The sequence below is a fragment of the Enterococcus bulliens genome, from assembly GCF_053761865.1.
The window spans coordinates 75,367-93,438 of the sequence record NZ_JBSMXK010000005.1 but is presented as its reverse complement, the minus strand read 5'-3'; the positions used below and the strand labels follow the sequence as shown (position 1 = coordinate 93,438).

The 18,072-nt window shown below is 39.5% G+C and carries 17 protein-coding genes; 5 read left to right on the top strand and 12 right to left on the bottom strand.

The features are described from left to right. Positions 1 to 106 precede the first annotated feature (106 nt). From rsmA to ACWOEC_RS04180, 3 genes are read right to left on the bottom strand one after another with little or no spacing between them, the layout of a single operon-like run. A complete protein-coding gene (rsmA, locus tag ACWOEC_RS04190) occupies positions 107 to 988 on the bottom strand; it encodes a 16S rRNA (adenine(1518)-N(6)/adenine(1519)-N(6))-dimethyltransferase RsmA (protein ID WP_297076801.1) in 882 nt (293 codons plus the stop codon). Continuing rightward, on the bottom strand, positions 985 to 1,551 hold the full coding sequence (gene rnmV, locus ACWOEC_RS04185) for a ribonuclease M5 (RefSeq protein ID WP_455306179.1): 567 nt from the start codon (positions 1,549 to 1,551) through the stop codon (positions 985 to 987). Before rnmV ends, rsmA begins: the two co-directional genes overlap by 4 nt. A 1-nt stretch (position 1,552) precedes the next feature. Beyond that, positions 1,553 to 2,323: a TatD family hydrolase gene (locus ACWOEC_RS04180; protein WP_455306177.1), complete on the bottom strand. Its 771-nt coding sequence runs from the start codon at positions 2,321 to 2,323 to the stop codon at positions 1,553 to 1,555. Between the two features lie 148 nt (positions 2,324 to 2,471). On the opposite strand from ACWOEC_RS04180, the gene ACWOEC_RS04175 reads away from it, so the two are divergent. Both ACWOEC_RS04175 and ACWOEC_RS04170 read left to right on the top strand, forming a co-directional pair. Further along, positions 2,472 to 3,068, top strand: coding sequence for a hypothetical protein (locus ACWOEC_RS04175; protein WP_455306175.1), 597 nt, complete (start codon positions 2,472 to 2,474; stop codon positions 3,066 to 3,068). A 115-nt stretch (positions 3,069 to 3,183) separates the two neighbouring features. Next, on the top strand, positions 3,184 to 4,095 hold the full coding sequence (locus ACWOEC_RS04170) for a metallophosphoesterase (RefSeq protein ID WP_455306173.1): 912 nt from the start codon (positions 3,184 to 3,186) through the stop codon (positions 4,093 to 4,095). 6 nt (positions 4,096 to 4,101) lie between these two features. On the opposite strand, the gene ACWOEC_RS04165 is transcribed toward ACWOEC_RS04170, so the two are convergent. Both ACWOEC_RS04165 and ACWOEC_RS04160 read right to left on the bottom strand, forming a co-directional pair. After that, positions 4,102 to 5,856 carry a metal ABC transporter solute-binding protein, Zn/Mn family gene (locus ACWOEC_RS04165; RefSeq protein WP_455306171.1) on the bottom strand — a complete coding sequence of 585 codons (1,755 nt, stop codon included), beginning with the start codon at positions 5,854 to 5,856 and terminating at the stop codon, positions 4,102 to 4,104. Beyond that, a complete protein-coding gene (locus ACWOEC_RS04160; protein ID WP_455306169.1) occupies positions 5,853 to 6,581 on the bottom strand; it encodes a metal ABC transporter ATP-binding protein in 729 nt (242 codons plus the stop codon). Before ACWOEC_RS04160 ends, ACWOEC_RS04165 begins: the two co-directional genes overlap by 4 nt. A gap of 222 nt (positions 6,582 to 6,803) precedes the next feature. Between ACWOEC_RS04160 and ACWOEC_RS04155 the strand changes: the two genes are divergently transcribed. From ACWOEC_RS04155 to ACWOEC_RS04145, 3 genes are all read left to right on the top strand, one after another. Further along, positions 6,804 to 7,424, top strand: coding sequence for an FMN-dependent NADH-azoreductase (locus ACWOEC_RS04155; RefSeq protein WP_455306167.1), 621 nt, complete (start codon positions 6,804 to 6,806; stop codon positions 7,422 to 7,424). Between the two features lie 105 nt (positions 7,425 to 7,529). Then, positions 7,530 to 8,915: an aldehyde dehydrogenase gene (locus ACWOEC_RS04150; RefSeq protein WP_455306165.1), complete on the top strand. Its 1,386-nt coding sequence runs from the start codon at positions 7,530 to 7,532 to the stop codon at positions 8,913 to 8,915. Positions 8,916 to 9,009: 94 nt separating this feature from the next. Next, positions 9,010 to 9,654, top strand: coding sequence for a VTT domain-containing protein (locus tag ACWOEC_RS04145; RefSeq protein WP_297076825.1), 645 nt, complete (start codon positions 9,010 to 9,012; stop codon positions 9,652 to 9,654). Between the two features lie 90 nt (positions 9,655 to 9,744). Here ACWOEC_RS04145 and ACWOEC_RS04140 read toward each other — a convergent pair whose 3' ends face one another. The 7 genes from ACWOEC_RS04140 to metE all read right to left on the bottom strand — a co-directional run bounded on the left by ACWOEC_RS04140 (position 9,745) and on the right by metE (position 17,940). Next, a complete protein-coding gene (locus tag ACWOEC_RS04140; protein ID WP_455306163.1) occupies positions 9,745 to 10,686 on the bottom strand; it encodes a CAP domain-containing protein in 942 nt (313 codons plus the stop codon). Then, positions 10,683 to 11,384, bottom strand: coding sequence for a hypothetical protein (locus ACWOEC_RS04135; protein WP_455306161.1), 702 nt, complete (start codon positions 11,382 to 11,384; stop codon positions 10,683 to 10,685). The genes ACWOEC_RS04140 and ACWOEC_RS04135 overlap by 4 nt, the downstream gene beginning before the upstream one ends. A 58-nt stretch (positions 11,385 to 11,442) precedes the next feature. Then, the gene (locus ACWOEC_RS04130) at positions 11,443 to 12,561 is read right to left on the bottom strand and encodes an RNA-guided endonuclease TnpB family protein (RefSeq protein WP_455306159.1); all 1,119 of its coding nucleotides are present in this window, start codon (positions 12,559 to 12,561) and stop codon (positions 11,443 to 11,445) included. Positions 12,562 to 13,110: 549 nt separating this feature from the next. After that, positions 13,111 to 13,986 (bottom strand): hypothetical protein, encoded by an 876-nt coding sequence (locus ACWOEC_RS04125; protein WP_455306158.1) that lies wholly within the window; start codon positions 13,984 to 13,986, stop codon positions 13,111 to 13,113. A 4-nt stretch (positions 13,987 to 13,990) separates the two neighbouring features. Continuing rightward, on the bottom strand, positions 13,991 to 14,725 hold the full coding sequence (locus tag ACWOEC_RS04120) for an ABC transporter ATP-binding protein (RefSeq protein ID WP_455306156.1): 735 nt from the start codon (positions 14,723 to 14,725) through the stop codon (positions 13,991 to 13,993). Between the two features lie 70 nt (positions 14,726 to 14,795). Then, positions 14,796 to 15,683, bottom strand: a complete 888-nt coding sequence (metF, locus tag ACWOEC_RS04115) for a methylenetetrahydrofolate reductase [NAD(P)H] (protein WP_455306154.1) — start codon at positions 15,681 to 15,683, stop codon at positions 14,796 to 14,798. Further along, positions 15,637 to 17,940, bottom strand: a complete 2,304-nt coding sequence (gene metE, locus ACWOEC_RS04110) for a 5-methyltetrahydropteroyltriglutamate--homocysteine S-methyltransferase (RefSeq protein ID WP_455306152.1) — start codon at positions 17,938 to 17,940, stop codon at positions 15,637 to 15,639. Before metE ends, metF begins: the two co-directional genes overlap by 47 nt. Positions 17,941 to 18,072 lie beyond the last annotated feature (132 nt).

The window sequence follows — 18,072 nt, the reverse complement described above, 5'->3', positions numbered from 1 at the left end:
TCAAGACACTTTTGATACTTCATATTGTACGCACAATCTTCTTAGGTGTCAAGACAGTTAAAGAATCAAAAAAAGAAGCTATGACAGATTTCTGTCATAGCTTTTGTTAACGCAAGGCTTCCATCGCATTACTTAAACGTGCAAATTCTTCTAAACTCAATGTTTCCCCTCGTCTTGACGGATCGATTTGCGCTTCATCTAAGCTTTTTTGTAGCCAAGCTTTGGTTGCTTCATCTTTACCATAATAGCTTTGTAAGTTATTCCATAAGGTTTTACGACGTTGTAAGAAACCTGCTTTGGTTAATTTGAAAAAGGCTTTTTCATCCGTGACCGAAACCGCAGGCGTTTCGCGTCTAGTTAACTTTAAAATCGCAGAATCAACGTTTGGTTGCGGTACGAAAACCGTTTTTGGAACAATAAAGGCAACTTCTGCATGCATATGGTATTGAACAGCAATCGAGAGCGAACCGTATGCTTTTGTCCCAGGTTTAGCAGAGATTCGATCTGCAACTTCTTTTTGCATCATCACGACCATTTCCGCGATTTGAGCTTTCGATTCTAAAAAGTGCATCATGATCGGTGTCGTAATGTAATAAGGCAAGTTGGCTACGACTTTTATCGGTAAATTTTCTTTGAATTGCTCATTAAAGACCGTAGCGACATCTGCTTTTAAAATATCTTGGTGGATCACAGTCACATTATCATAAGGAGATAACGTATCTGCTAAAACTGGGATCAAGCGATCATCGATTTCAAAAGCCAATACTTGATGTGCATGTTGTGCTAGATGCTCGGTCAAAGCCCCGATTCCTGGGCCTACTTCGACTGCATTTGTATGTTCATCGATCTGAGCTGCTTCGACGATCTTTCGTAAAATATTTGGATCGGTCAAAAAGTTTTGCCCTAAACTCTTTTTAAATGTAAAGCCATGTTTAGCTAAAATCTCTTTTGTTCGAGACGGTGTTGCGATTTCGCGATATTCGTTCACAAATTTTCCTCCACTTGTTTCATTGCGTCTTTAAACGTTGCTTCATCGATTCGAAACATTGCCAAGCGCTTTTCCAATTGTTTACCATTAGTATACCCGATGCGTAGTAGATCCCCTAGCGCTTCACGACGTTCTTTGGCTTTGTCACCTGCAATCAAGCCATATGCCATCAAAGTAGCACGATCGATCACTGTTTCTTCTGCCTTATCGACTGGAGTAACGACTTTTTGTAAAGCCTCTAAGATCGCCGCATCACTCGCATGTTCGACACCTAAGCTACCACCTTTTTTCTTTGGGACAGCTTGATCACGTGGCAAAAACGCATGTTTTGCATCAGGGATTTCAGCCATGATCGTTTTCCGAATTTTTTCACCCGAAAAGTCGGGATCGGTAAATACGATCACGCCTCGTGTTTCTTGTGCATGGGCGATCCGTTCTAAAATCTGATCATTGATCGCTGAGCCAATCGTTTCGATCGTATCCACTTCTAGTACTTGGCGTAGACGTCTCGTATCATCTTTTCCTTCAACGACGATCACTTCTTCAATTTTTAATTTAGACATGCTACTCACCGATCCTAAACAAGCGACGTGCATTTTGAGTCGTTTGATTCGCTACTTCTTCCACGCTCATCTCACGCAAAGCCGCAATCTCGTCGACTACATATTTGGTATAACCAGGTTCATTGCGTTTGCCACGAAATGGGACTGGTGCAAGATAAGGCGCATCCGTTTCGACCAATAAACGATCTAACGGTACGACTTGTGCAGCTTCTTTGACTTCAAGTGCTTTTTTAAACGTCACGACACCACTAAACGAAATATGCATGCCAAGATCTAAAAATTTCTTCGCCCATTCTCCATCGCCGCTAAAGCTGTGCATGATTCCACCGATATCTTGGATCTTAGCTTCTTTTAAAATCGCATAAGTATCTTCCATCGCATCGCGCGTGTGGATGCTGATTGGCAAGTTAAATTCTTTGGCGATCTCAATTTGGCGTTTAAACACTTTGGCTTGGACTTCTTTAGGATCTTCCATCCAATAATAATCCAATCCGATTTCGCCTAAAGCCACGACTTTGGGCAATGTCAATTGACGGTATAATGTCGTTTCGATTTCTTTTGTATAGCTTCCAGCTTCTGTCGGGTGCCAGCCGATAATACTATAGATCCCGTCATAACGTTGACTTAATTCTAACGACTTTTCAATAGTCGGCGTATCAAATCCAACAACGGCCATTTCAGTGACACCTAATGTATGCGCACGGTCGATCGTTTCATCGATCTCATCTTGGAACCGTTCAGCATTTAAATGGGTATGCGTATCAAAAATCATCTATGTTCCTCCTTAATTCTCTTCCATACAATAGCATATTTTGACAAATTTCTAAATGGAAAGCTCTGATTTTCAAGAAAATCTCAGTCCTAGGAACGATGGCAAAAGTCTAGGCATTCTTTATACTAAATGAAAAGGAGATGGTTTCTTGAATCGATTGCTAACGCGTATCAAAACACTTATTCAAGCACCCAAAACAAAACAAGAAGCAGTAGGTAGTTGGAGTCACTGGTCCTTGTTTATTTTATTCGGTTTGCTTTGTATCGTGCCATTTTGGGGCAAAGGTTTGATCCTATTGGCATTACTTGGGCTCGTTGCATTGATCAATGGTCCGATGCTATTTGTATTTGGAATGATCTATACGGCATTATTTAGCTTGTTCCCTCCACTTGCCTTACTGTTTAGTTTGATCTTATTGATCCGCGAAACTTTTTTCTTTGTGCGCAATTGGCGCTTTGGCTTACTAGCCAGTTATTTTTATGGTATGCCGGTTTTGTTCACCTTGCTTTTGACCCACTCACCTTATCCGATCATTGTGACCAAACTCATTTTATTGTGTCTTAGTCTTTTGATCTTATATGCTTTGAGTGCGCTCGTTTATACTCGATCGTTTAATAGTCATGGTTTGTTTTGGAATGTGATCAGTATTCCATATGATGTGCTACTATTCTTGATCCCTAAACGATTTTCTAAACGTTTCTCTCGACAAACGCATCTTTCCCCGGCGCGAAAGCATTTTAAATAATATATGTATTTTTTAGTAATCGATCAAATCTTTTTTGTTTTGTTCGATTGCTTTTTTTGTGATTTTCGCCTATTCTAAGGTTATCTATTAATTCTAGTTAAGGAGCGCTTTTTGCATGATCTTCTTTTATATTTGTCTCCTTCTGCTCGTTGGTTTTCTAGTATATATCTTTGTTATCGAACCTAGCCGCTTGCTTGAAACGCATTATTTTATCCGTAAAGATAAGAAAAAAGTCTTGGATATTACAAGCGCAGCTGATCTTTATCAAGGAAAAACTAGTATCGTACTAGCGCAGATCAGTGACCTCCATTTTTCACGATGGTATCCACCGCGAAAACTCAACCGTGTGATCAAACAGCTACTTGTGACAAAACCCGATATGATCATCTTTACTGGGGACTTGATTTCAAACTACGCTCGTTGGCCACAACGCAATACCAAGAAATTGATCGAAAAGTTAAAAAAACTCCATGCACCACTAGGAAAGTTTGCGATTTTAGGCAACCACGATTATGCCCATGATGGCCAATACTTTGTTCGTGAAGTCTTAAAAAAAGCCGATTTCCAGTTACTTGTAAACGAACAAGCTTATTTTACAAATGATGATGTGTCTTTAACAATCGTTGGGTTAGATGATGCTTTGAAAGGTCGTCCTAGCTATAAGTATCAACAAACATTTGCCGATTGGCATATCTTACTGACTCACGAACCAGACAGTGTCGAAGATATCCCACATATCGATCGGTTTGATCTCGTCTTAGCCGGACACAGCCATGGTGGCCAGATTCGTTTGCCACGTTATCGACCGACGCATAAAGGATCCACAAAATTCACCCACGGATTGTATTTGTTAGCTGAAAAGACATTGCTGTCTGTAAACACGGGTATTGGGATGACTGCTATCCCAGCACGGTTAGGTGTCCCACCAACCGTTACGTATTATCATCTAGAAAAAGAAGAAAAAGCTGCCGTTTTAGTCTCTAAAAAACAAGGATCTAAACCACGTAAAAAAAGTGAGCGAGTCTAAACTCGTTCACTTTTTTTGCATTAACCCTTGTGCGATCTTCGTAAGGTTCCATTCCATCATCGCATAATAGCTATCACCAGTTTCACCCGGTTTTGCGATCGAATCGGTAAACAATTCACTATAGATTGGTTTATCGGTTTGTCGTGCAATGCTTTCCATCGGTTTTCTCGAAACACTCGTTTCAACAAATACCACCGGCACTGGACTATCTATCAAGCGATCGACTAGATCTTTTACTTGTTGTGGAGTCCCTTCTTGTTCCGTATTGATTGGCCAGATATACGCAAACGGGATCTCATACGCTTTAGAAAAGTATTGGAACGCCCCTTCACTCGTGACGATCAACCGATTTTCCGCAGGGATCTGCGCGATTTGTTGACGTATCTCATCATCTAATGTTTGTAATATTTGGTTATACTGTTGTGCATTTTGCTCATATTCATTTTGATGATCTGGATCTTTTTGGCTTAATATGCGGGCGATCTCGGTAATATACTTTTGTCCATTTTCAAGCGCTAACCAAGCATGTGGATCTAGTTGCGCTTCAGTCTGTTCAAGACTCCCTTCAATGTACAAAGGCTCTACTGTACGACTTGCGGCAAAATAATCTTGATCAGCTTGTTTATGCGTTGTCTCCATTAATTTTTGAAACCAACCATCACTTCCAGCTTCTAGGTTTAATCCATTGTAAACAACCACATCTGCTTCACTTACTTTTACGATATCTTCTGGTAACGGTTCATGTTCATGAGGATTTTTTCCGACTGGAACTAATGAATGGACCTGTACATGATCTTGTCCAACTTGTTGAACCAAATCATACAAAATCGAATTTGTGACAACGACCGATAGCTTGTCATTTTTTAGCGTCGCGGTTTGAAAAAATAATAAACTACCTAAACCAATGACCGCACTTATCACACCCACACTACGCCATATCTTGACTTGTTTCAATTGATGTTTGGGTGAAAAGACAAAGGCGAACACAAACTGCGCAGCTGCAAATAGCACGATACTTGAACCGGCGGACAAATTGTAAACATACCCAATCCACAATCCAAAAAAAGACGCGCTCGCTCCAAAAAAGGCTGCGAGAGTTAACATGTAATGCAGACGTTTACTAAATAAAAAAGCTGTTGCTGCTGGTGTGATCAATAGCGAAACGACTAGCATCGTGCCGACACTTTGCATCGCGGTGATCGATACGATCGTCAGTAATAACATCAAAAGATAATGAAACCATTGAACTTTGATCCCACTCGCTTTAGCCATCATCGGATCAAACGAGGTCAAAAATAAGGGTCGATAGCAAACGACCAATACACTCACTACCAAGATCGCGATCCCGATCGTTTGCCACATTTCTTGTTTTGTTACCGCTAGAATGTTTCCAAACAATACATGGAATAAATCAGTTGAACTGTTGGATACACCGATCAAGATGACACCCAATGCTAAGAAACTGCTAAAGGTAATCCCAATTGCTGTATCTTGTTTGATCACGCTTTGACTTGAGATAGAAGAAATCAAAAAAGAAGCCACGATCCCAAAACAAAGTGCTCCCCAAAAATAAGAGATGCCAAAGATATACGATAAGGCAACACCAGGTAAAACGGCATGTGAGATCGCATCACCCATCAAAGACAATCCTCTCAAGATAATAAAACATCCTAGCATACCTGATACGATCCCAATGGCTAATGCCGTCACGAGAGCATGTTGTAAAAACGTATATTGTCCTAAAGCCTCAAAAAAAATCATGAGCTCCCCTCCTGTAAGATCATCGTTTGTGTGCCATAAGTTTTTGTGATCCACTTTGGAATGAATACGTCTTTAGTTTTGCCATATGTGATCAATCGTTTATTCATCAATATGACTTCATCAAAATAGTCGTTTACTTTTCCTAGATCATGATGGACGATAAAAATGTACGTTCCTTGATCACGCAACTGTCTTAAAACATTCATAATCAGTTCTTCGCTATTGCGATCGATCCCAACGAATGGTTCATCTAAAAAAATCACTTTCGCTTGTTGGACTAACGCTCGTGCCACTAAAACGCGTTGGAATTGCCCTCCTGATAATTCACCGATTTGCCGCAATGAAAATGACTCCATCTCGACTTTTGCTAATGCTTGATCGACTTTTTGCCATTCCGATTTCGAGATCTTTTTATAAAATGGGCGATTTGGATACAACCCTAATGAAACACATTCTCTTACTGTAATCGGAAACGTTCGATCGATTTCAGCTTTTTGTTCGACATAAGCGATATATTGGCGCAATGCAGTGATTGCTTGTTGATCGATCTTTGCTTGACCTGTAGCCGGAACCAGTTGTAATATCCCTTTGATCAAGGTCGATTTCCCCGCACCATTTGGCCCTAATATCCCGATCAAAGCTGGTGTTGCTATCGATAAAGACACATGATCTACAGCAAATTCATCTTTACGATAACGGACACTGATATCGTTTAATTCAATCATTATTTTCCTCCCTTTTAGTTTAAACTTTATTTTTTAGGTTAACCTAAACTTTTGATTCAGTATACCTTTATTTTGCTATTTTTTCAAGATTCGTAGTATTTTTTTATTCTTTTGAAATTTACTATAAAAAAGTAAGAGCTTATTTATTGTAAGTTATAAAAAAATAGTGTATGCTAAGTTCAGTTAAAAAATTAAAGATTAAGAATAGGTGGAAAAAATTCTATGAAAAACGTATTAGTCGTAAAAGGAAACAACCGTCCAGATGGAACTTCAACTGCAATGTATAACACATTTGTAGAAAATTTAGATGCCACAAAAGTAAACATCGATACATTTGATGTATTTGCTCAAGATATGCCTTATATCGGTCAAACATTATTTGATGCTTTTGGTAAAATGGCGACAGACAAACCATTTACAGATGCTGAACAAAAATTAATGGATATTCGTGAAGTCGTTCAACAAAAATTCTCTAAAGCAGACGTTGTAGTTTTTGCCTTCCCAATGTGGAACTTAACGATCCCTGCAGCATTACACACGTTCATCGACTACATCTTCCAAGCTGGTTACACATTCTCATACAACCAAGATGGAACAATGAACCAATTACAAGCAGGTAAAGAAATCATCTTACTTAACGCTCGTGGTGGAATTTATTCTTCTGGTGATGCAGTTGCTATGGAAACTGCTGTAACTTACATGGAAAAAACTTTTGGTGGTATGTTCGGTATGAACATCACAGACACAGTGATTATCGAAGGACACAATGCTGACCCTTCTAAAACAGCTGAAATCGTTGAAGCTGGTTTAAACCGTGTAGCCGAAGTTGCTAAATCTTTATAATTTTATTGCTTAAGGTAGGCGCTAGATCATTCTAGCGCTTATTTTTTTGTTTTCTAAACATTTTGACGTACACTAGATAAAAAACTACTACACGGAGCGTGAATCATGGACATCAAAACGAGTGTGCAAATCCAAAAAGAATATTATTTAAGTAACCAGACTCGACCGCTAGCTTTTCGATTGATGCAATTAAAAAAACTGGAACGAGCGATCAATGAAAAAACGGACGAATTGTATCAAGCCTTTGAACAAGATCTACATAAGTCAGCTTTTGAAACATATGCCACAGAAATCGGCTTTGTTTTACAAAGCATTCGTCAAACACGTAAAAAATTAGCCCGTTGGATGCGTCCCAGAAAAGCAAAAAATCCAACTTATCTTTTAGGTGCATCAAGCTATTCGATTTTTGAACCACTAGGCACTGTTTTGATCATCGGTCCATTTAACTATCCTTTCCAACTTGTGATCGAACCTTTGATCGGTGCCATCGCAGCTGGGAATACAGCAGTCATCAAGCCATCAGAGTATACGCCAAATGTCACCAAAGTCATTAAAAATATGCTCGCAACCATTTTTGATCCTGAGTTCGTTACAGTAATCGAAGGTGAAGTAAAAGAGACGACAGAACTATTGGCTCAACCGTTCGACCATATCTTTTTTACTGGTAGTCCTGCTGTTGGGAAAATCGTGATGAAAGCTGCAAGTCAGCATTTGGTTCCTGTAACGCTTGAACTAGGCGGAAAAAGTCCAGCGATCGTCACAGAGAGCAGTGAACTCAATACAGCTGCTGAAAAGATCGCTTGGGGAAAATTTGTCAATGCTGGTCAAACTTGTGTCGCACCTGACTATGTACTTGTAGAAGAAAGCATCGCACACGATTTTATACGTGAGTTGACACTCCATTTACAAAAATTTTATGGTCTTGAACCTAAAAAAAGTCCAGATTTTGGGCGTTTAGCAACGGAAAAACACACCTCGCGCTTTGTTGAACTATTGCAACAAACGAATGGAAAAATCGTTTTAGGTGGTGAGATCGATGTCCCGTCTCGCTTTGTCGCACCCACGATCGTCACAGAATTAACATTTGAGGATGCGTTGATGCAAGAAGAACTTTTTGGTCCAGTTCTGCCGATCTTGACCTATTCAAAACATGCGTTTGAAGAAGAAGTGATTCGACCGATCCAAAAACTCGAAAAACCACTCGCCCTATATCTCTTCACTAAAGAAAAAAAAGCCGAAGATCTCGTCTTGGCTAATCTAAGTTTTGGTGGTGGTGTGATCAATGATACCTTACTTCATCTAACGAATGAGTATCTTCCTTTCGGTGGTGTTGGCCAATCTGGCATGGGACATTATCATGGTCACTATAGCTTTTTGACATTCTCACATCGAAAAGCGATTGTAAAAAAACGCGAGTTACCAAAATTAGCGATGCTTTATCCACCTTATACCAATAAAAAGTTTGCCTTGATCAAAAAATTTATGAAATAAGTTAAGTTTTGCTTTTTTTTCAAATTTTTCTAGACCTTACTCGTGAACTTCTTTACTATAGAGATAAGAATGTATTTAAAGGAGCGAATTTCTTTTGGCACTGATCGATTTTATTATCCATATCGATGCTCATCTTTTAGCATTGGTCAATCAATATGGTTGGGGCGTTTATCCCCTATTATTTTTAATTATCTTTGTAGAAACCGGCGTAGTTATCTTTCCTTTTTTACCAGGTGATTCTCTACTTTTTGCAGCAGGAGCATTAGCTGCTGTCGGCAGTAGTGTACTCCATCTTCCCACCTTGTTTTTGACTTGTGTCGTAGCAGCGATTTTAGGTGATTTATTGAATTATTGGCTTGGTCGAACATTTGGATTGAAGGTCTTATATGATGGAAAACTCTCTCGTTTTATTCGACAAGAAGAAGTCGAAAAAGCGGAGCATTTCTTTAATGAAAAAGGAAAGCATACGATTTTTATCGGACGTTTTTTACCTTTCGTTCGTACCTTTATCCCATTCATCGCTGGAGCTAGTCAGATGAGTTGGCGCTTGTTTAGCTTTTACAATATCGTCAGTGCGATCTGTTGGTCAGCGATCGGGTTGTTCGCAGGCTATTTCTTAGGATCGATTCCATTTATCAATGAACACTTCTCGATCATTATGATCGGAATCATCCTCGTATCACTTGTTCCAATTCTTGTAACGATCATTAAAAATCGTAAAGTACGCACATCTAAATAAAAAAGTGGTGGCTTATTTTTGAAGGAGTTGCTTTTAGAAGACCGTTTATAAGATGTTTAGGCAGTGTGACAGCGTGCTGTCACATCTCCTTTATTTTTTGGCAAAATGTTGGACTACGATAGTTTGTGTAGAGGTTTCAAAAACACCTACCCCCACTTGGTCAAAAAATTCCGTTTCCATCATTTCACGATGACCTTGTTGACTATTACTTAAATTAGTAATGGAAAGTTTAGCACTTGTTTCAATCGACTCTTGATGTGGAATCAAGGCGATATTTTCTGAATAATCTGAAAAATCTGTGATGGCCAAATTTTGATAAAGTGACGCAAAGCTTTGTCCATTCGGTCGTAGATGTTGCGCTAACTTTTGTTGATCAGCATAGCTAGTATCAAACGTACTGATTTCTTTTGCCCGTAGATACGCACCTGTATCCAGACGCGTTTCATGCTGTAACAGCGGTTTGCCTTTTTCCAGACGATAGGTCGCTAATTGCGTATATACCGCTTGACTGATTGCTATTTCACGCGTAGTCGGTTGCGCGTTTAGCAATTCACTTGAAACGGCATACCAAGCGATTCCTTCATCTTGCCAGCCCGCTTTAACTAACAGATCGATTTCGTTTTGACTGGTCGTATAGTGATGGCTACCTGAAGTCGCGTACTTGTTATACGCTCGATAGACTGGTGTACCGCTAGCTAATGCGTACCAACCAACTCCTTCATCTTGCCAACCTAATTGAACCAAATGATTTTTTTCACTTTCCGAACTCGTGTAATGATGATCCCCTGCTTTTCGATTGTATACCCGAAAAACCGGGATGCCTGCTACTGGAGCTTCAAATGCTTCTCCTTCGTCTTGCCAACCTAGATCGATCAATGTCTGACGTTCCACAGCAGAAGCCGTATAAAAATGTTCTCCACTATTTTGATTATACAAACGAGACATCATCTGTGTTTCTTTTGCTAAAACGGGTTTGGTTGACATGAAACTTGTCGCCATCACTAACACTAATACTAGTCCATAACGCTTCATAGCGTACTCCAATATTTTTTATAGTAATACATATGGACGACACCGACACCTAATAATACTACTAGAACCAATCCTATTGGAACTAAACTATTGGGAACTAAATAGCTGACAAAGGCAACTGCACTTACCAAGATCCCTCCGATGATCAAGCCACTAAACTGCAATAAAACGAGACCAAATGTTCCAGCTCCTCTTGAAAACAACTGTGTTAGATCGGTCCAATGACTAGAAAACAAGCGGAAGTCGCGCCAAAAATAGACTTGTGAAAAAATCGTACTACCGATCAAGCCACCGATCATAAAGGCGATCAATAAGATCAAAGGCATATGAAAAACAAAATACGCTACGATCATCAGTAAAAAGGTGATCCCAAACTGCACGCTAAGGCCAAATAAAAATTTTTGTCGTAGATAGTAACCAATCGAGATCGGTGTAGCATAAATATAAGGATAATTTTCTTTATCTAATGACAAGATGATCGCAACAAGTGAAACAGGTGTAGTCACTAAATAACTCACTAACATCCCCGCATAAACCAAAGCTGCACTATATTGAAAAGACAGACCACTTAGATCGACCGTACCACTAGCCCCAAAACTAATAAAGAAAATGATTGGAAAGACAACCGATCCTGAGAACACTTGTAACAATAGATTTGGATCTTTGATCAACTGTAAATTGTACGACCATACTGACACTCCACACGACTAAAGTCGTGGGGTTCTTAGGTAATACATCCTAACGGACGTAAATTGACTAAGCGATCCCCGAAAGTCCTTCGGTTTTAATATTTATGCTTGCATTGATGTCTCTATCATGCAGTGTTCCACAATTTGAACAGACCCATTCACGAATATCGAGTTCTTTTTTACCGTCACTGTGACCGCAAACAGAACAAAGCTGTGAGCTTAGGAAGAAGCGGTCTACCTTAACTAAAGTGCGACCTTTCCACTGGCATTTATAGTCCAATTGTCGAACGAACTCACTCCAAGAGACATCTGAAATTGACTTCGCTACTTTATGATTTTTCACCAATCCTTTTACATTCAAATCTTCAATACAAATGATTTGGTTCTCATCAGTAAGTCGTGAAGAGAGTTGATGTAAAAAGTCAATACGTTGATTGGCTATTTTCTCATGGATACGAGCAACTTTTACTTTCTGTTTTTGGTAGTTTCGGCACTCCTCGAGTTTTCGGTTGTGTGCTTTCGCCACTTCTAAACGTCTAGAAAGTTTTCGTTGTTCACGTACCAACCGTTGTTCAAGAGAACGGTAAAATCGTTTGTTGTCGTTTTTTTCTCCTGCGGAGGTGATGCAGAAATGAGTTAAGCCTAAATCTAATCCAATTGATTCTTTCACAGGTTCTTTTTTGACATTCTCAGTGTCCACTAAGAATGTTGCGAAATATTTCCCTGATTTGGTCTGGCTGATCGTAACGTTCGTTAGTTTCCCGTTGAAACGCAATGCTTCTGCCATTTTGACCCAACCGACTTTAGAGACATAGAAGTATCTACCATTGACTTTCATACCTACGGCCGTTCGATAGGATTTCTTTGAGGTTTTTTTACTCTTAAATTTAGGAAATCCAAATTTAGAGTTGAACGTATGTTTATACGCCTTATTCAAATCCATATTGACTTGACTTAATGGCTGAGCTTCGACTTCTTTTAACCACGCAAACTCTGCTTGCTTTTTCAGTCCAGCGTAGGTCAGTTTATTTTCAATGTATTCAGGATTTTCTTTTTTCATCTTGTAGTTTGTGATCCGCTGGTCGAGTAAAAAATTCCAGTAAAAACGGACACAACCAAATGTTTTTTGAAATTGAACTTCCTGTTTTGGATTGGGATAGATTCTGATTTTATGGGCTTTCTTCATTTCTGCACACCTCCTGTCTGTATACCTTAAGTATACAACAAACCGCTTCAGAAGGCTGTTTTCAGCATAAATACTAAATAGAACTTAAGACTTTCATGTGGAGTTTGTTCACGCAAGTTCGCGACTTCTTACGCAGTTCTCTGATGAACTTCTTACACTTTCATGCAAGCACAGACTATATCTTATCCTTCAACTTTACTTGTTAAGGCGAAACCACTTCGAGTCGCTTGACTCTACTTCCCTCAAGAGGAATAGTCGTTGAACCTTCCTATTTCTAGGCTTGGCTGCTGATTTCCGATTGTACAAGCACGTAGGATTTAACCCTATGCCATCTAACGAATTTTTTCTGCTTTCGCCACGTTCACGCTTGGGTTTAACATCCCTACGTTGTCGTTTCGTTAGCTTTACGGATTTCCAGCAATTCAGTTTCTTCATTGGACCATACGAGCTTTTGCATGGTCACTAAATGCAAGTTTCCCTACATTCTTACAGTACGTTTACGGGCTATCATCCCACCATTAAACTAGTGAGTTTTCTCGCCCGCAAATTCTATAATTTCGTCACACTTTGTGCTGGTTTAATTTTACGTGTCGGATTCCCTTCTATTGTCGAGATTTCAATCAATTCTTCGTAAAAATGAGGTAGGATAAAAAAACGTAAAATCAACGAAAGAACAAGTATTAAGACCACCATGATGCTAATAGACATCAAACTGGCTGTAGAAGTAAATTGCGTCGTAATATAAAACAATGGCATGAATAACACAATCTTAGGGGTTTGACTGACTTCATCTAGACTACTAGAGCGATTAAAAAATAAAATTCCTACGATCACTAGACCTGTCGTGATCAGTAATAACGCTGATGTCACGATTTTTTTGTGTTTTTTATAAAAAGAGGTCTTGGCTAATCCAAAGACGAGAATACTCGAAAGAAAATACAAGATCAATAAACAACAAATAAACAAACAAATCCCGATACATACAGCAAGGACCACAGGCATGCCTGCACTGAGGCTACTAAGTAAAAACAAAATAAAAATCGGCAATAAAAAGGGAACGACCGCTAGACTGACTACGATCAACTTCGCGGTAAAAATCGTCCATTGTTTAAATGGCAACGGCAAATAGGCAGGAATATCTCGGCTTTCTAAAAACACATTTAAAATCGCACTGATCGTTTGTGATAAACCTAAAAGTCCAAAAAGACCTACAAAATAAGTAAACAACTCAGGCCGCTTTGAAAAATCTGTAGAAAACATGATCGCGCCATAAATTACCGAAAAAATAATCGTGGACAATAAATACTGACTTAGGATCGAACGAACCAACGCATGACCTTGTTTGCCTTTAGCACGTCCTTTCTCAGTGACCTGAGGATTGGCAAACAATAAATTGACCCGAATGAGTTCTTTTAATTGTTCCATCTCACTACACCTCGCTTGGCTCGTCTTGATGAACGAGTCCTAAATAGATCGTTTCTAGTGATTCATTAGGATAGCGCTCAAGTAAAGCATCTACTGTGCCATCGTATAACAAGTTTCCTTGTTTCAAAATCGCTAAACGATCACACAACTGCTGGGCACTTTCCAATACGTGAGTGGAAAAAATAACGGTTTTACCTTTTTGTACATGCAACTTCATCATTTCTTTTAAATCAAAGGCTGCTTGTGGATCTAAGCCTTGTAGTGGTTCATCTAATATCCAAATATCAGGATCAGAGAGCAATGCTCCAATGATCATGGTTTTTTGGCGCATCCCGTGTGAAAAACTCGCAATCGTTTCAGTTTGATGGTCTTGCATCGAAAAACGTGCCACAAGTTCTGGTAGGCGAGTCACTACTTGATCTTTTGGAATCATATAGGCTGCGGCCATTAAAGACCAATATTCATGTGCAGTTAATTGTAAAAAAAGATCTGGTGAATCAGGTACATACCCAATTTGTTTTTTGATCGTTTCGCGATTAGTCGCTAAAGGTAAACCATCGATGACGATCGTACCTGACGTTGGCTGTAAGATACTGACCAACATTTTGATCAACGTCGACTTGCCGGCACCATTGTGACCTAGTAAACCATAGATCTCACCATTATTAATGGTCAAATCAAGGTTGTTGAGTGCTTTTTTGGGACCATATTTTTTTGATAAAGCCTGGATTTCAATCATGTGAACCCCTCCTTTTTCTCTATCCTCTCATATTCATCTTGATTTTGCAAAACACGTCAAAACACCACCACTACTCTGCAATCAGAGCTAGTGATGGTGTTTCAAATAAACTACGTGTTGCTTCACGAATCCGTTTGGCAACGTAAGGATTATTCATGGTATAAAGATGGATCCCATCGACGCCTTGTGCCACTAAATCAACGATTTGATCAACAGCATAGGCGATCCCAGCATCGCGAATCGCTTCTGGATTATGTTCATAACGCGCCATCATTTTTAAAAATTTTTCAGGCAAAGTCACATGTGACATTTTGGTGATCCGCTCGATTTGTTTTTTATTGACGACTGGCATGATCCCAGCTTGGATCGGCACTTCGATCTGAGCCAAAGCACAACGTTCTAAAAAGCGGTAAAAATATTGATTGTCAAAGAAAAGCTGCGAGACCAACTGACTGGTCCCGGCTTCAACTTTTTCTTTTAAGAAACGGATATCTTCAATTGCATTTTTTGCTTCTAGATGAGTTTCTGGATAACAGGCTCCGATAATATTAAACGCGCCATGTTCTTTGATGAACGAGACTAGATCTGCCGCATGAATAAAATCGTCACTCGTAGACTTGCCTGGTATGATGTCTCCTCTTAGCGCTAAGATATTGTCGATTTTTTTTGCTTTAAGTTGCGCTAAAATCGTCAAAATCTCCGCTTTTGTAGAATGGATCGCTGGTAAATGCGCCACACTAGGTAAAAACTGCTCCGTTTGGATCTTGTGTGCGATATCAACTGTCTGCAAGTTTTTGACCGATCCACCAGCACCTAATGTCACACTAATAAAATCCGGCTGCTGGCCTTTCATTCGCTCCAATGTCGTATAGATTGTATCAAGAGACGTTGTGGCTTTTGGTGGAAAGACCTCATATGAAAATACGGTCTTTTGTTGAAATAGTTGATCGGTTCGCATCGTATTCCTCCCTTTTTTGCACAGCAGCAGTCACTAAATGACGCAGACTAGCATACGTTTCGGCTTCGTGCCGTGTTTTTAGACCACAATCAGGATTGATCCATACTTGAGAGATCGGCAATTTTGCTAAAATCTGATCGATCGTTGTTTCCATTTCTGCTACTGTGGGAATGCGTGGTGAATGGATATCATAGATACCTGGCCCCACTTGTGTTTTAAAATCCTGATCACGTAAGGCATCTAAAATCGCTAAATTCGAGCGTGATGCTTCAAATGAAATCACATCTGCATCCATTTGATCGATCTCACGAACGATATCTGTGAATTCGCTATAACACATATGCGTATGGATCTGTGTTTCAGGCTGTACTTGACTATGCACTAGACGAAAAGCCGGAATCGCCCACTCAAGATATTGACTATGCCAATCGCTTTTTCGTAGTGGTAATTTTTCACGTAACGCTGCTTCATCGATTTGAATGATCTTTATCCCTTTTTCTTCTAGTTCTAAGACTTCTTCTTGGATCGCTAAAGCGAGTTGTAGCGTTGCTTCTTTTAATGAAATGTCTTCACGTGGAAAAGACCAATTTAAAATCGTGACCGGCCCCGTCAACATTCCTTTGACCGGTTTATCTGTCAGCGACTGTGCGTACACCGTCTCTGCTACTGTCAAAGACCGTTTGCGATAAATATCCCCCCAAATAATAGGTGGCTTGACACATCTCGTGCCATAAGATTGAACCCAAGCTTTTTTGGTAAAGACATATCCTGCAAGTTGTTCTCCAAAATATTCAACCATATCATTACGTTCAAATTCACCATGGACTAATACATCTAAACCGATCTCTTCTTGAAATGCGATACACTCCGCAATTTTTTTAGCGATCCGTTGTTGATAGTCTTCTAATGTTAACTCGCTTTTTTTATACGTTGCCCGCCATTGCTTGACCTCTTTGGTTTGTGGGAATGAACCGATCGTAGTCGTAGGCAATAAAGACAGTGCTAAACGAGATTTTTGAAGTGTTGCTCGCACTGCTAATTCAGGTAAACGTTTGAAATCAGCTGACGTGAGATTTGCGATCCGCTGAGATACTTCTGGATTTTTTACAAAGCGCTGTGTCGCAAACAATGCTTGATTACGAGTCACATAGGTCTCTTTTCCTGTTGTAAAATAAGCTTTTAATTCTGCTAATTCTGTTAGTTTTTCAAGAGCAAATGCAAAATGTCGGCTGATCGTTTCGGGTAATTGAGGTTCGTTCGTTAACGTATAGGGTACATGTAGCAATGAACAAGATGTCGACAAAATTACTTTCGCTTTATTTTGCAAGTGCTCGATGGTTGCAATTGTTTTTTGATATTCATTGCGCCAAATATTTTTGCCATTGACCACTCCTGCAACTAACCATTTATCCTCAGGAAAACCAAATCGTTCGATCAATTCAAGATTTTTACGTCCCTCGACAAAATCCAGACCGATTCCTGCGACTGGTAAAGCCGTCAAGGTTTCATAAAGATCACGAACGTCACCAAAATACGTTTGGATCAAAATCTTCGGTCCCACGTGTCCAGTCAAAAGCGCTTCGTATAACGCTTGGATCGTCTGCTGCTCTGCCAATGATAAATCGAAGACAAATGCTGGTTCGTCGATTTGGATCCACTCACAACCAAGCGCCTCTATTTTTTGAAAAAGCTCACGATATGCTTGGATCAGTTCAGGATAGATCGCTTGTTTATCCTTATTGCCAGTGTAATTTGCTAAATTTGCTAAAGTATAAGGACCTACGATCGTCGGCCGTGTGTTGATCCCAAGTTCGTTTGCTTCTTTGATTTGATCAAATAAGCGGGTTCCACTGACTTTGATATTTGTAGTATCTTCGATTTCTGGAACCATATAATGGTAATTTGTGTTAAACCATTTTTTCATCGCAAGTGCGGTCACATCCCCTTTTTCTCCTTGATACCCTCTTGCCATCGCAAAATATGTTTCCAGTTCTGTCAGTCCTAATTGTCGATATTTTTGCGGAATGATGTTAAATAACGTTGCTGCATCTAATATCGTATCAAAAAATGAAAAATCACCACTTGGTAAAAAATCTAGACCTTCTGCTTTTAATCGTTGCCAATGTGTCTTCCGCAGCGCTCTAGCCGTTTCTTCCAATTCTTGCTCAGTTAGTTCTTGACGAAAGTAACGTTCAGTACTAAATTTTAACTCCCGGTGCTCTCCAATTCTTGGAAATCCAACGATCGATGTTTTCATAAATGCTCCCCCTTAAAGATAGTGACCCTACTGTATCACGGCAAAACTATATAGGATAACTCTTAATTTTTATGATTTGTTATAGTTTAAGTTTATATTTCGGGTTATTTATGCTTCTTTTAAGTTATTTTT

Bases quoted from the DNA above. Each gene is read 5' to 3' on its own strand.
- ACWOEC_RS04120 (WP_455306156.1), bottom strand. From the start codon at position 14,725: ATGATTGAAATCCAGGCTTTATCAAAAAAATATGGTCCCAAAAAAGCA.
- ACWOEC_RS04155 (WP_455306167.1), top strand. From the start codon at position 6,804: ATGAAAAACGTATTAGTCGTAAAAGGAAACAACCGTCCAGATGGAACT.
- ACWOEC_RS04125 (WP_455306158.1), bottom strand. From the start codon at position 13,986: ATGGAACAATTAAAAGAACTCATTCGGGTCAATTTATTGTTTGCCAAT.
- metE (WP_455306152.1), bottom strand. From the start codon at position 17,940: ATGAAAACATCGATCGTTGGATTTCCAAGAATTGGAGAGCACCGGGAG.
- ACWOEC_RS04180 (WP_455306177.1), bottom strand. From the start codon at position 2,323: ATGATTTTTGATACGCATACCCATTTAAATGCTGAACGGTTCCAAGAT.
- ACWOEC_RS04165 (WP_455306171.1), bottom strand. From the start codon at position 5,856: ATGATTTTTTTTGAGGCTTTAGGACAATATACGTTTTTACAACATGCT.
- ACWOEC_RS04140 (WP_455306163.1), bottom strand. From the start codon at position 10,686: ATGAAGCGTTATGGACTAGTATTAGTGTTAGTGATGGCGACAAGTTTC.
- metF (WP_455306154.1), bottom strand. From the start codon at position 15,683: ATGCGAACCGATCAACTATTTCAACAAAAGACCGTATTTTCATATGAG.
- ACWOEC_RS04170 (WP_455306173.1), top strand. From the start codon at position 3,184: ATGATCTTCTTTTATATTTGTCTCCTTCTGCTCGTTGGTTTTCTAGTA.
- ACWOEC_RS04150 (WP_455306165.1), top strand. From the start codon at position 7,530: ATGGACATCAAAACGAGTGTGCAAATCCAAAAAGAATATTATTTAAGT.
- rnmV (WP_455306179.1), bottom strand. From the start codon at position 1,551: ATGTCTAAATTAAAAATTGAAGAAGTGATCGTCGTTGAAGGAAAAGAT.
- ACWOEC_RS04160 (WP_455306169.1), bottom strand. From the start codon at position 6,581: ATGATTGAATTAAACGATATCAGTGTCCGTTATCGTAAAGATGAATTT.
- ACWOEC_RS04130 (WP_455306159.1), bottom strand. From the start codon at position 12,561: ATGAAGAAAGCCCATAAAATCAGAATCTATCCCAATCCAAAACAGGAA.